Genomic DNA, 12157 nt, shown 5'->3' on the forward strand with positions numbered 1-12157 from the left:
GGCGGTGAAACCGCCGTGCGGCACGCCCCCGGCAGCCGTAAGATGCAAGTCCCATCTATACGCCTTACCGGAGCACCCCCTTGCCCAGCCCGTACCGCGCGATCTTCGCCGCCCCAGGCACCAAGGCGTTCTCCGTCGCAGGCTTCTTCGGCCGGATACCGATTTCCATGATGGGCATCGGCATCGTCACCATGATTTCCGAGCTCACCGGCCGGTACGGGCTCGCGGGCGCCGTCTCCGCGACCCTCGCCATGGCGGCCGCCGTGATGGGGCCCCAGATATCGCGGTACGTCGACCGGTACGGACAGCGCCGCATCCTGCGCCCCGCCACCGTGGTCGCGGTCGCGGCCGTCGCGGGGCTGCTGATCTGCGCCCAGCAGGGCGCGCCCGACTGGACACTGTTCGTTTTCGCGGCGGGCGCGGGCTGCGTACCGAGCGTCGGTTCGATGGTCAGGGCCCGGTGGGCGGAGATCTACCGGGGCTACCCGCGCGAGCTGCACACGGCGTACTCCTGGGAGTCGATCGCCGACGAGGTCTGTTTCATCTTCGGACCGATCATCGCCATCGGGCTGTCGACCGCGTGGTTCCCCGAGGCCGGTCCGCTGCTCGCCGCCGTCTTCCTGGCCGTCGGCGTCTTCTGGCTGACCGCCCAGCGCGCCACCGAGCCCGTCCCGCACCCGCGCCACGAGCACACCGGCGGCTCCGCGCTGGCCTCCCGCGGGCTTCAGGTGCTGGTGGGCACCTTCGTGGCCGTCGGCGCGATCTTCGGGTCGATCGACGTGGTGACGGTGGCGTTCGCCGAGGAGCAGGGCCACAAGGCCGCCGCCAGCCTCGTCCTGGCCGTGTACGCGCTCGGTTCCTGCCTCGCGGGGGCCGTCTTCGGGCTGCTGCATCTCAAGGGGCGGGCATCCACCCGGTGGCTGGTGGGCGTCTGCGCGATGGCCGTGAGTATGATCCCCCTCCTACTGGCCGGGAACCTGCCGTTGCTGGCCGTGGCGCTCTTTGTCGCGGGCCTGTCCATCGCACCCACGATGGTGACCACCATGGCTCTCATCGAGCAGCACGTACCGCGCACCAAACTGACCGAGGGCATGACCTGGACAGGAACCGGGCTCGCCGTCGGCGTCGCTCTCGGTTCCTCGGCCGCAGGCTGGGTGGTCGACGCGGCGGGGGCGGACGCGGGGTACGCGGTGCCCGTCGCGGCGGGAGCGCTCGCGGCCCTGGTGGCGTTCCTGGGGTATCGCCGGCTGCGGATGCCGGCGCCGACACGGGGAGGGCACGGCACAGATGGCGCGCACATCAAGGACGGCGTCCAGGACGGCGAGCACGTGGCGTAACTGGGCGGGGAACGTGACCGCCCGTCCGGTGCGGGAAGTGACCCCGGCCTCGGCCGGGGAGCTCGCGGAGGCCGTGCGCAGGGCCGCCGAGGACGGCCTGAAGGTGAAGCCGGTCGGCACGGGCCACTCGTTCACGGCGGCCGCCGCGACGGACGGTGTGCTGATCCGCCCCGACCTGCTGACCGGCATCCGCGACATCGACCGCGCGGCCGGGACCGTGACCGTGGAGGCCGGCACTCCGCTCAAGCGCCTGAACGTGGCGCTGGCGAGGGAAGGCCTGTCGCTCACCAACATGGGCGACATCATGGAGCAGACGGTGGCCGGCGCGACGAGCACCGGCACGCACGGCACGGGCCGGGACTCGGCTGCGACGGCCGCGCAGATCCGCGCGATGGAGCTGGTTCTCGCGGACGGGTCGCTGCTCACCTGCTCCGAGAAGGAGAATGCCGATGTCTTCGCGGCGGCGAGAGTGGGGCTCGGCGCGCTGGGCGTCATCACGGCGGTCACCTTCGCCGTGGAGCCGGTCTTCCTGCTGACGGCCCGTGAAGAGCCGATGACCTTCGACCGGGTGACGGCGGACTTCGACGCGCTGCACGCGGAGAACGAGCACTTCGAGTTCTACTGGTTCCCCCACACCGGCAACTGCAACACCAAGCGCAACAACCGCAGCGCGGGCCCCGCGGCCCCGCCCGGCCGGGTCAGCGCCTGGGTCGAGGACGAGCTGCTCTCCAACGGCGTCTTCCAGGTGGCATGTTCGGTGGGCCGGGCCTTTCCCGCGGCCGTTCCCGCGATCGCCAAGGTCTCCAGCCGCGCGCTGTCCGCCCGTACGTACACGGACATTCCCTACAAGGTTTTCACAAGCCCGCGCCGGGTGCGCTTCATGGAGATGGAGTACGCCGTTCCGCGTGAGGCGGCGGTGGGGGCGCTGCGCGAGGTGAAGGCGCTGATCGAGCGCTCGCGGTTGCGGGTCAGCTTCCCGGTGGAGGTACGCACGGCTCCGGCGGACGACATCACGCTCTCCACGGCGTCGGGCAGAGACACGGCGTACATCGCGGTGCACCTTTACCGGGGGACGCCGTACCAGGCGTACTTCACCGCGGTGGAGCGGATCATGACCGCGCACGGGGGGCGGCCGCACTGGGGGAAGGTGCACACGCGCGACGCGGAGTACTTGGCCGGGGCGTACCCACGCTTCGCCGAGTTCACGGCGCTGCGCGACCGGCTGGACCCGCAGCGGCTCTTCGCCAACGACTACCTGCGCCGAGTCCTGGGCGACTAGGCCCATCTGTTCCATCTCACCCATCTGGCCCATCTGTTCAACCTCGCACCATGAAGGGACATTTGGGAGAAGTAGATAGTTCCGTTTCGGGCGATTCTGTGAAGCAGGCCACTACAGAGGGCACTCGGCGGCAAACCGACGGGCTCAACTCCCGTACCCCAAGAGAACTTCGGTGGCGCGCCGGTCCACCCCCATGGCCCGAATGGAGTACTGTGGCGAGCCCTGGGTCCGGCCCCCATCGCGGACGCCCGCTGCTGACAGTGACGAAGTGGTCACTATGAGTGGCGAAATGGTAACCGTGCCATAACGGCGATCCCGGGCTGATGCCCGACACGCCGGGCAACTGGGCAAGGTTGTGGCAGGCTGCACCCGGGCAGGCCACACTCGACTAGCGGAAGCAGCGACGCACGTGACGTCGGCAGGCACCACCCGGGAGGTTCCCATGCCCGAACTGCGTGTCGTGGCCGTCTCGAATGACGGCACACGACTGGTGCTGAAGGCTGCTGACAGCACGGAGTACACGCTTCCGATCGATGAGCGGCTGCGTGCCGCGGTGCGCAACGACCGCGCCCGTCTCGGCCAGATCGAGATCGAGGTGGAGAGCCACCTCCGTCCTCGCGACATCCAGGCGCGTATACGCGCCGGTGCCTCTGCTGAAGAGGTCGCGCAGCACGCCGGCATCCCGGTGGACCGGGTCCGCCGGTTCGAAGGACCCGTGCTCGCCGAGCGCGCCTTCATGGCCGAGCGCGCCAGGAAGACGCCCGTACGCCGCCCCGGTGAGAACACCGGGACCGGACCCCAGCTCGGTGAGGCGGTGCAGGAGCGGCTGCTGCTGCGCGGCGCCGACAAGGAAACGGTCCTGTGGGACTCCTGGCGGCGCGACGACGGTACGTGGGAAGTGCTGCTGGTCTACCGCGTCGCGGGCGAGCCCCACTCCGCGAGCTGGACGTACGACCCGCCCCGGCGGCTCGTGCAGGCCGTGGACGACGAGGCGCGCGCGCTGATCGGCGAGACGGACGACACGGCGATGGCGGCAGCGCCCGAGCCGAGCTTCCCGTTCGTACCGCGGATCGCCCGGCTGCCCCGCGACCGGCCGCTGGACCGCGCGCTCGACCGGCAGATGGACCGGCAGATGGAGCGGCCCACCGCGCCCGTGCCCGATCCTGAGGAGGAGCGGGATTCGCTGACCAGTCTGCTGGAGGCGGTACCGAGCTTCCGCGGCGACATGGTGGTGCCCGAGCGTCCCGCGCCGCCGCCGGAGCCGCCGACGACCGAGCCCGACGCCGCGCAGGAGCCGGAGGCCGAGGAGCCCGCGGCGTCCGCCGCCTCCGGAGCCGGTTCGGCGTACGCCGATGTGCTCATGCCGCGCGCTGTCGCCGGTCACCGCGACCGGCTCACCGGTACGACGGACCGCCAGGCCGAGGCCGACGGGGTCCGTCCCGGGCGGCGGGCGGCCGTACCGAGCTGGGACGAGATCGTCTTCGGTACGCGCCGCAAGAAGCAGGACTAGACGCTTTGAGCGGAGGGGCCCGTACGGATCGCGTACGGGCCTCTGCGCATGCGGAGTTACGGCGCGCGGTACGGCCCGCCGAGTTACCGGGATCCGGCTCCGCTCGCGACGGGGCGGGACTCGTCGGCCGACCACTCGGACCACGACCCCACGTACAGCGCCGCCGGGATGCCCGCGACCTCCAGCGCCAGCACCTGCTGGGCCGCGGAGACCCCCGAGCCGCAGTAGACGCCGACCGCCGGGGCTTCCTCGGCGCCGAGCGACTTGAAGCGGGCGGCCAGCTCCGACGCGGGGAGCAGGCGGCCGTCGGGACCGACGTTCTCCATGGTGGGGGCGGAGACCGCGCCCGGGATGTGGCCGGCGATCCGGTCGATCGGCTCGACCTCGCCCCGGTACCGCTCCCCCGCCCGCGCGTCGAGCAGCAGCCCGGTGCGGGCCAGCTCGGCGGCGCCGTCGGCGTCAAGGAGTGGTACGGCGCCGGGAACTGGCTGGAAATCGCCGGTAGCCGGGGCCGGGACCTCGGCCTCGACCGGGCCCTCCCACACCGCGAGACCGCCGTCCAGGACCCTTACGCCGGGGTGGCCCGTCCAGCGCAGCATCCACCAGGCGCGCGCCGCGGCCCAGCCCTGCCCGCCGTCGTACACGACGACCGGGGTGTCGTGACGGACGCCCGCGCGGCGCATGACGGCACCGAAGGCCTCGACGTCGGGGAGCGGGTGGCGGCCGCCGGAGCCCGGCGGACCGGCGAGTTCCGCTTCGAGGTCGACATAGACCGCTCCGGGGATGTGACCGGCCTCGTACGCGGCGAGGCCGTGCGGTCCGCCCAGCTGGTAACGGACGTCCAGGAGGACCGGCGGCCGGTCTCCGGTGAGCTCGCCGGCGAGTTCGGCTGCGGTGATGATGGCATTCATACGGCCATCCTCGCGCAGCCCTCCGTACGACCGACACCGTACGGCCATGGCGCCGGAACGGGTGGGGAAATGCCAAATCGGGCATTCTCCTGCGGGAACTCACAGAAAGCGGCGCGGCCGGGACGCGCGGCACGACAGGTGGTGCAAGCATCTGCACGGGCGCGCCCCTCCACTGGTTCACGGATTCACAGCTTCATGACGGGGTGCGCCCGTTCCCGCACGACCACCACCACGATGGTCCGAGGAGAGAGTGACGATGACCGAGGCAGCGACCCGGCGGCCGACGCCCGGTGCGCCCTGCTGGGTGAGCCTGATGGTGCACGGCCTGGCCACCACGCAGGAGTTCTACCGAGCGCTGTTCGGCTGGGAGTTCCGGCCGGGACCGCAGCAGCTCGGCCCGTACGTACGGGCGATGCTCGACGGCAAGGAGATCGCGGGCATCGGACAACTGCCGCCCGACCGGCATCTGCCGATCGCCTGGACGCCGTACCTCGCCACCGACGACGCCGATGTCACGGCCGAGTCGATCAGGAGCCACGGCGGCACCGTCGGTGTCGGGCCGCTCGACGCGGCGGACGCCGGCCGGATGGCGATCGGTTCGGACCCGGCGGGCGCGGTCTTCGGGATCTGGCAGGCCTCGGCGCATCTGGGCACCGCACTGGCCGGCACCCATGGCACGCCGGTCTGGAACGAGCTGCTGACACGTGAGACGTCGACGGTCGGCAAGTTCTACGAGGCGGTATTCGGCTACGAGGTAGAAGCGGAGGCAGCGGGGGCACCGGCCGATTTCGGCCATCTGACGCTGCGCCTCGAAGGCCGGCCGGTGGCCTCCGTGCGCGGGGTGGGACAGGCTCTGCCGCGCGACAGGGGGGCGCACTGGATGACGTACTTCGAGGTCGAGGACACCGACGCGTGGGCCCGGCTGGTGACGGAGCTCGGCGGGCACGTACTGGAGCCGCCCCACGACACGGCCGCCGGCCGGGTGGCGACCGTATCGGATCCGGAGGGCGCGGTGTTCACGATCGTACGGTCCGCTACGACGCCGCCGAGCGGCTGACGGGGTCGGCGAGGGAGAGCGGGTCGACGGGCAGCACGTCGGGCGACAGGGCCCCGGCGTGCGCGGCCGCGGCCGTCATCCGGCGCCTGTGGTGACGGCGGCACAGCACCTCGTAACCCACCTCGTCCGGGGACTGGTTGACGTCACCGACGACGACCTGGGCGCCCTCGACGACCATCTCGCCGCCTATCGTGCGGGCGTTGTGCGTGGCCCGCGCGCCGCACCAGCACAGCGCCTCGACCTGAAGCACCTCGACCCGGTCGGCGAGTTCGACCAGGCGCTGCGATCCCGGGAAGAGCTTGGAGCGGAAGTCGGTGGTGATGCCGAAGGCGAAGACGTCGAGGTCGAGGTCGTCGACGACGCGGGCGAGCTGGTCGATCTGCTCGCCGGCGAGGAACTGCGCCTCGTCCACGATCACGTAGTCGGCGCGGTTGCCCTGGGAGAGATGGGCGACGAGGTACGCGTAGAAGTCGAAGCCCTCGGCGGCCTCGACGGCGTCGGTGACCAGGCCGAGGCGGGAGGAGAGCTTGCCCTCGCCGGCCCGGTCGTCGCGCGTGAAGATCATGCCCTGGAGGCCGCGCGTGGACCGGTTGTGCTCGATCTGAAGAGCGAGGGTGCTCTTTCCGCAGTCCATCGTTCCGGAGAAGAACACCAGCTCGGGCATGAGGGGTTGAGGGCCTTTCGGGTCTGTGCGGGGCGGGGCGCGCGTGCTGCTGCTGCGGTTACGAGCGGACTTCGATGAGCGGGACGAGCTGCTCGGCGGCCGTCATGGAACCGTGCATGCCCACCATCGCGGACTCGTGCGGCTCACGGCGTGACGCGATGACCACGACGTCGTCGTGGGACGCGGCGACGACGTCACCGATGCGTCCGTAAACCCGCTCGTCGATCACCGGGCCGAACCAGCCGGCCGCGATCGCCTCGTCCCGGCTCGCCACCCAGAACTGCTCGCCGAGCACCTCGCGCCAGACGGTGAGCACGTCGTTCTCGGCTCCCGGGACGGCGTACACATGACGGGCCCGTCCCTCGCCGCCCAGCAGGGCGACGCCGGCGCTCAGCTCCCAGTCCTCGTCGAAGTCGATGCGCGACTCCTCGTCGAAGGGGATGTCGATCATGCCGTGGTCGGCGGTGATGTACAGCGCGGCGCGGGGCGGCAGCTGCTCGGCCAGGCGCTGGGCGAGCCGGTCGACGTACATCAGCTGGCCGCGCCAGGCGTCGGAGTCCATGCCGAAGCGGTGGGCTTTGCCGTCGACCTCGCTGTAATACGTGTAGACCAGCGACCGGTCGCCCGCCGCCAGTTGCTCGGCGGCGAGATCCATCCGGTCCTCGCCGGTCAGCTTGCCACGGAACGTGCCGCCGCTCAGCGCGATCTTGGTGAGCGGGGTGTGCTGGAAGTCCGGGGAGGACACCTGCGCGGTGTGCACGCCCGCGGCGTCGGCGAGCTGGAAGACCGTGGGGTACGGCTGCCACAGGTGCGGGTCGGTCCACGGCTTCCAGCGCAGCTGGTTCATCAGCGAGCCGGTGTCGGGATCCCGGACGGTGTAACCGGGCAGGCCGTGCGCGCCGGGCGGCAGGCCGGTGCCGACCGAGGCGAGCGAGGTCGCGGTGGTGGCGGGGAACCCGGCCGTGAGCGGGCGGCCGGTGCCGCCGCGCGAGCTGCCGAGGAGGGAGTGGAGGTACGGGGCCTCTTCCGGGTGCGCCTTGATCTGCTCCCAGCCGAGACCGTCAATGAGGAACACGCAGTTCCGGTCGGCGGGCGTCAGCTCGGGGATCGTCGCGGTCGTCCCCGGTACGTCCATGCCTGCCGCGAGGGTGGGCAGGAGGTCGGCGAGCGAACCGCTGCCGTACTCGGGCACGGGCGCGGTGTCCAGGGCGAGCGGCACCGGGTCGGACCAGGCGGGCAGTGCCATCAGCGGTCGGCCGCGGCGGTCGCCTCGGAGAGCGCCTGCGCGAACGCGAGCGTCTGGCGCACGGTGTCCGGGCCGTCGCCGGCCTCGCTGACGCGCAGGCTCAGGTCGTCGGCGGTGCTGTTGCCGGTGTAGCCGTGGTCCGCCTCGCAGTTGGGGTCGCCGCAGGCGGCGGGCTCCAGGTCGATACGGGATACGGCGCCCCAGCCGATGGTCAGGACGACCTCGCGGGGCAGCGTGCCCGGCACGTACTTCTCCGGGTTGGCGACGACGCGGCTGACCACGACCGACGAGATCCGGTCGAGCTTGACCGACTCGGTGGAGGTGGTGGCGTACGGCGCCGGGGAGGTGGTGTCGGCCGCCTGCTCGTCGGTGTGGCTGACGATGAAGCGGTTGCCGGTCAGGACGAGGACCGTGACGTGCCGGCGGACCTCGTTGGAGTCGAACGTCGTCTCCTGGTGCACGAGGAATGAAGAGACCGGCTCGCCGCCGACAGCGGCCTCCACCGCTTCGGCCACGAGGGCCGGGTAGTAGCCGCTGCGCTCGATCGCCGCGCGCAGCCCCTGGGTCGTCGTACCGGTCTTCGCCATGCCCTCCATCCTACGGGGCTCCGGGGACCGCGATGCCGGGTCTGTGGATGACCGCCCCGGTCAGTAGCTGGGGAGGCGGCGGGGGCCGAGGTCGTCGCGGGCGGGCGGGGGTGCGAGACGTACGGTCGCGCCGAGGACGGACAGGCCGTGCGGGGCGACGACCACGGGCTCGAGGGCGACCCCAACCACTTCCGGGTGATCGTCGACGAGCCGTGACACGCGCAGCAGGAGCTCTTCGAGTGCGGCGGTGTCGACGGGGTCCGAGCCGCGCCAGCCGAAGAGGAGGGGAGCGGTCCGGATCGACCTGACGAGCTCGGCGACGTCCCGGTCGGTGGCCGGAACCAGCCGGTGCGCGATGTCCCCGAGCAGCTCGGAGGCGGCTCCGGCGAGCCCGAAGGACAGGACGGCGCCGGCCGCGGCATCGATGGACGCCTTGACGACGGTGTCGACGCCGCGGGGGGCCATGGCCTGGACGACGAGCTGGAGCTCTTCCGGCTTGCCGAGGGCTCCGGTCAACTCCTCGTAGGCCCTGCGAAGTTCCGTCTCGTCGGCCAGATCCAGGCGTACGGCGCCGAGGTCGGGGCGGTGGCGCAGGTGCGGGGCGGTGGTCTTGAGCGCGACGGGGTAACCGAGCCGGCCGGCCGCCGCGACGGCGTCGTCGGGGCGGGGCGCGGGCAGGGTGGGCCGTACGTCGATGCCGTACCGCCCGAGGAGCTCGCGGGCGGCGTCGCCGGTCAGGGGCATGGAGCGGGGGCCGGTGTCGCCCGCGCGCCCGCCCGCGTCCAGCAGTGCGTGGATCTGGTCCGCCGCCCCGGCCTCGTCGATGTCGTCGTACTCGGGCACCCGCCCGGGCTCGGCGGCCTGCCGTCGCCATTGCGCGTACTTGACGGCCTCCGCGAGGGCGCGGACGGCGCGCTCGGCGGCGGGGTAGGCGGGGATCCGCCGCCCGGCGGCCTCCGGAGGCCCTTCGGCCGTGTCCTCAGTCGCCGGACGGGCTTGATTTTCTCGCGCGGCGGGCATCCTCCCGGCCACATCCGGCCCGTCCGGCGTGTGAGGACCGGGGTCCGGGGCGGCGCCCCGGTTCTGGACGGGCGCCGTGCTCGTCGCAGCGGCGAGCGCGTCCGCCAGCGCGCCCATCTCCACGTGCACCACCGCCACCGGCTTCGCCGGCCCCGACGCCGCCGCCTCCCGCAGCGCCGCCGCCAGGACCTCTCCGTCGCCGGATTCCGTCACTCCGCCCTCGCCGACCCACGGGATCGCCGTCACCACGACCGCGTCGCACCCCCCGTCCGCCAGCGCCTCGGCCAGCGCCGCGCGGAAGTCCGCCGGAGTCGCGGCCGTCGTGAGGTCGAGCGGCGGGAGCGGGCGAAGGCCTTCCGCCAGGCAGGCGTCGTACGTCAGGAGGCCCAGGGACTCCGAGTTGCCGAGGATCGCGACCCTCGGCCCGGCCGGCAGCGGCTGGCCCGCGAGCAGCAGCCCCGCATCGACGAGTTCCGTCACCGTGTCGACGCGGATGACCCCGGCCTGCCGCAGCAGCGCGGACACCGTCGCGTCGGGGATGCGCGTCGCGGGCACCGGCACCGCGTGCCCCGGCGGCGTACTCCCGCTGTGGCGCGCGCCCTTCACCACGACGACCGGCTTCGCCGCCGCCGTGCGCCGGGCGAGTCGCGTGAACTTGCGCGGGTTGCCGATCGACTCCAGGTAGAGGAGGACGACGTCGGTGTCGGGGTCGTCGTACCAGTACTGGAGGAAGTCGTTGCCGGAGACGTCCGCCCGGTTGCCGGACGAGATGAATGACGAAAGGCCGGCGCCCCGCCGGTAGAGCCCCGACAGCAGCGCGATGCCGATCGCGCCGGACTGCGTGAACAGGCCGATGCGCCCGCGCGCGGGCGGCTCCGGCGCGAGGGAGGCGTTGAGGCGTACCTCCTCCGACGTATTGATGATCCCGAAGGCGTTCGGCCCGATGATGCGCATGCCGTACGAACGGGCCTGCCGCACCAGTTCGCGCTGCCGCGCCCGCCCCTGGCCGCCACTCTCGGCGTACCCGGCGGACAGGACGACCAGCCCCTGGACGCCGTTCTCGCCGCAGTCCGCGACCACCTCCGGCACCCGTTCGGCCGGTACGGCGACGACCGCGAGGTCGACGGCCTCGCCGATCCCGGCGACGGAGCGGTGGGCGGGCACGCCGTCCAGCTCGGTGAGGTCTTCGGGGAAGGCCCGGTTCACGGCGTACGTACGGCCGGTGAATCCGGCGGCGAGCAGATTGCGCAGGACCGTACGCCCCACGCCGCCCGGCGCGCGCCCCGCCCCGACGACCGCGACCGAGCCGGGGCCGAGCAGGCGCTGCACGGAGCGGGACTCGGCGCGGTGCTCGCGGGCGCGCTGCACCGCGACGGATCGGTCCGTCGGCTCGAGGTCGAATTCGAGGTGGACGACGCCGTCCTCGAAGCTGCGCTTCTGGGTGTAGCCGGCGTCCGTGAAGACCTTGATCATCTTGGAGTTGGCGGGCAGTACTTCCGCCATGAAGCGCCGGATGCCGCGCTCCCGCGCGACCGCGCCGATGTGTTCGAGAAGGGCGGAGGCGACACCGCGCCCCTGGTGCGCGTCCTGGACCAGGAAGGCGACCTCGGCCAGGTCGGCGTCGGGGCCGGAAGAGGGGCGACCCTGCGCGTTGATGCGGTCGTACCGGACGGTGGCGATGAACTCACCGCTCACCGTGGCGGCCAGCCCCACCCTGTCCACGTAGTCGTGGTGGGTGAAGCGGTGGACGTCCTTGGCGGAAAGGCGCGGGTACGGCGCGAAGAAGCGGTAGTACTTCGACTCGTCCGACACCTGCTCGTAGAAGCTGACCAGGCGCTCGGCGTCGTCGGCGGTGATGGGTCGGATGCGCGCCGTACCTCCGTCACGCAGCACCACGTCGGCTTCCCAGTGAGCCGGGTACGCGTGGTGCCCGTTGTGATCCGGCAGGGCCTGCTCCAGCGGGGGCTGCATGACGAAAGCCTACGGGTCGCGGCCCCGCTCGGGGCGAGGCAGGCTGAGGCGGCAGACTGGACCTCGGAGCGGGGCGGCGCCGGGCCGGGGGCACGGCTGCCCCGCGCACCGTGAGAGACTGGTCTAGACAACCGTTAGAACATGAAGGGCAACACCATGGTTGAGCGCCGTGTCACCGTCGGCTGGGCCGAAGGCCTCCATGCCCGGCCCGCCTCCATCTTCGTTCGCGCCGCGACCGCCTCGGGTGTGCCCGTGACGATCGCCAAGGCCGACGGCAAGCCGGTCAACGCCGCCTCCATGCTCGCGGTGCTCGGCCTGGGCGCGCAGGGTGGCGAAGAGATCGTGCTCGCTTCCGGGGCCGACGGCTCCGACGCCGCTCTCGACCGCCTGGCGAAGCTGGTCTCGGAGGGCCTGGACGAGCTTCCCGAGACCGTCTGACCACTCGGTCGGGCGAATTCTCACGAAGGAGCCGTGGGGGGGGGGGATGGGGGTGGCCGCGCGCGCAGTGTTTTGTGTGGTGGTGTGGGCCGCCAAAAGCGGGGTGCGGAAGTAAAACCCCCCCAAGAGCGCCGAGA

At 72.2% G+C, this 12157-nt stretch carries 10 protein-coding genes; 5 read left to right on the forward strand and 5 right to left on the reverse strand.

The features are described from left to right. Positions 1-80: 80 nt before the first annotated feature. From ABZX79_RS34915 to sepH, 3 genes are all read left to right on the forward strand, one after another. Positions 81-1337, forward strand: coding sequence for an MFS transporter (locus ABZX79_RS34915; protein ID WP_355267093.1), 1257 nt, complete (start codon positions 81-83; stop codon positions 1335-1337). Further along, a complete protein-coding gene (locus tag ABZX79_RS34920; RefSeq protein WP_355267096.1) occupies positions 1288-2616 on the forward strand; it encodes a D-arabinono-1,4-lactone oxidase in 1329 nt (442 codons plus the stop codon). Before ABZX79_RS34915 ends, ABZX79_RS34920 begins: the two co-directional genes overlap by 50 nt. Before the next feature lie 442 nt (positions 2617-3058). Further along, positions 3059-4126, forward strand: a complete 1068-nt coding sequence (gene sepH, locus ABZX79_RS34925; protein ID WP_355267099.1) for a septation protein SepH — start codon at positions 3059-3061, stop codon at positions 4124-4126. An 83-nt stretch (positions 4127-4209) separates the two neighbouring features. Here sepH and ABZX79_RS34930 read toward each other — a convergent pair whose 3' ends face one another. Then, positions 4210-5037, reverse strand: a complete 828-nt coding sequence (locus ABZX79_RS34930; RefSeq protein ID WP_355267102.1) for a sulfurtransferase — start codon at positions 5035-5037, stop codon at positions 4210-4212. Between the two features lie 256 nt (positions 5038-5293). Between ABZX79_RS34930 and ABZX79_RS34935 the strand changes: the two genes are divergently transcribed. Further along, entirely contained in the window at positions 5294-6094 is an 801-nt protein-coding gene (locus tag ABZX79_RS34935) for a VOC family protein (protein ID WP_355267105.1), read from the forward strand. On the opposite strand, the gene ABZX79_RS34940 is transcribed toward ABZX79_RS34935, so the two are convergent. From ABZX79_RS34940 to ABZX79_RS34955, 4 genes are read right to left on the reverse strand one after another with little or no spacing between them, the layout of a single operon-like run. Further along, positions 6072-6758, reverse strand: coding sequence for a thymidine kinase (locus ABZX79_RS34940; RefSeq protein ID WP_355267108.1), 687 nt, complete (start codon positions 6756-6758; stop codon positions 6072-6074). The genes ABZX79_RS34935 and ABZX79_RS34940 overlap by 23 nt on opposite strands. A 58-nt stretch (positions 6759-6816) precedes the next feature. Next, positions 6817-8004 (reverse strand): nucleotide pyrophosphatase/phosphodiesterase family protein, encoded by a 1188-nt coding sequence (locus tag ABZX79_RS34945; RefSeq protein ID WP_355267111.1) that lies wholly within the window; start codon positions 8002-8004, stop codon positions 6817-6819. After that, complete coding sequence (locus tag ABZX79_RS34950) at positions 8004-8591, reverse strand: DUF5998 family protein (RefSeq protein ID WP_355267114.1); 588 nt, start codon at positions 8589-8591, stop codon at positions 8004-8006. The genes ABZX79_RS34945 and ABZX79_RS34950 overlap by 1 nt, the downstream gene beginning before the upstream one ends. 60 nt (positions 8592-8651) lie before the next feature. Next, complete coding sequence (locus ABZX79_RS34955; RefSeq protein WP_355267117.1) at positions 8652-11582, reverse strand: GNAT family N-acetyltransferase; 2931 nt, start codon at positions 11580-11582, stop codon at positions 8652-8654. Between the two features lie 156 nt (positions 11583-11738). On the opposite strand from ABZX79_RS34955, the gene ABZX79_RS34960 reads away from it, so the two are divergent. Then, on the forward strand, positions 11739-12020 hold the full coding sequence (locus tag ABZX79_RS34960) for an HPr family phosphocarrier protein (RefSeq protein WP_355267126.1): 282 nt from the start codon (positions 11739-11741) through the stop codon (positions 12018-12020). Positions 12021-12157 lie beyond the last annotated feature (137 nt).

The organism is Streptomyces sp. NPDC002994 (assembly GCF_040611155.1).
GTDB lineage: Bacteria > Actinomycetota > Actinomycetes > Streptomycetales > Streptomycetaceae > Streptomyces.

What these genes read in the sequence shown, in the direction of transcription:
- ABZX79_RS34940 (WP_355267108.1), bottom strand. Translation starts at nt 6,758, where the DNA reads ATGCCCGAGCTGGTGTTCTTCTCCGGAACGATGGACTGCGGAAAGAGC.
- ABZX79_RS34930 (WP_355267102.1), bottom strand. Translation starts at nt 5,037, where the DNA reads ATGAATGCCATCATCACCGCAGCCGAACTCGCCGGCGAGCTCACCGGA.
- sepH (WP_355267099.1), top strand. Translation starts at nt 3,059, where the DNA reads ATGCCCGAACTGCGTGTCGTGGCCGTCTCGAATGACGGCACACGACTG.
- ABZX79_RS34950 (WP_355267114.1), bottom strand. Translation starts at nt 8,591, where the DNA reads ATGGCGAAGACCGGTACGACGACCCAGGGGCTGCGCGCGGCGATCGAG.
- ABZX79_RS34935 (WP_355267105.1), top strand. Translation starts at nt 5,294, where the DNA reads ATGACCGAGGCAGCGACCCGGCGGCCGACGCCCGGTGCGCCCTGCTGG.
- ABZX79_RS34945 (WP_355267111.1), bottom strand. Translation starts at nt 8,004, where the DNA reads ATGGCACTGCCCGCCTGGTCCGACCCGGTGCCGCTCGCCCTGGACACC.
- ABZX79_RS34955 (WP_355267117.1), bottom strand. Translation starts at nt 11,582, where the DNA reads ATGCAGCCCCCGCTGGAGCAGGCCCTGCCGGATCACAACGGGCACCAC.
- ABZX79_RS34960 (WP_355267126.1), top strand. Translation starts at nt 11,739, where the DNA reads ATGGTTGAGCGCCGTGTCACCGTCGGCTGGGCCGAAGGCCTCCATGCC.
- ABZX79_RS34920 (WP_355267096.1), top strand. Translation starts at nt 1,288, where the DNA reads ATGGCGCGCACATCAAGGACGGCGTCCAGGACGGCGAGCACGTGGCGT.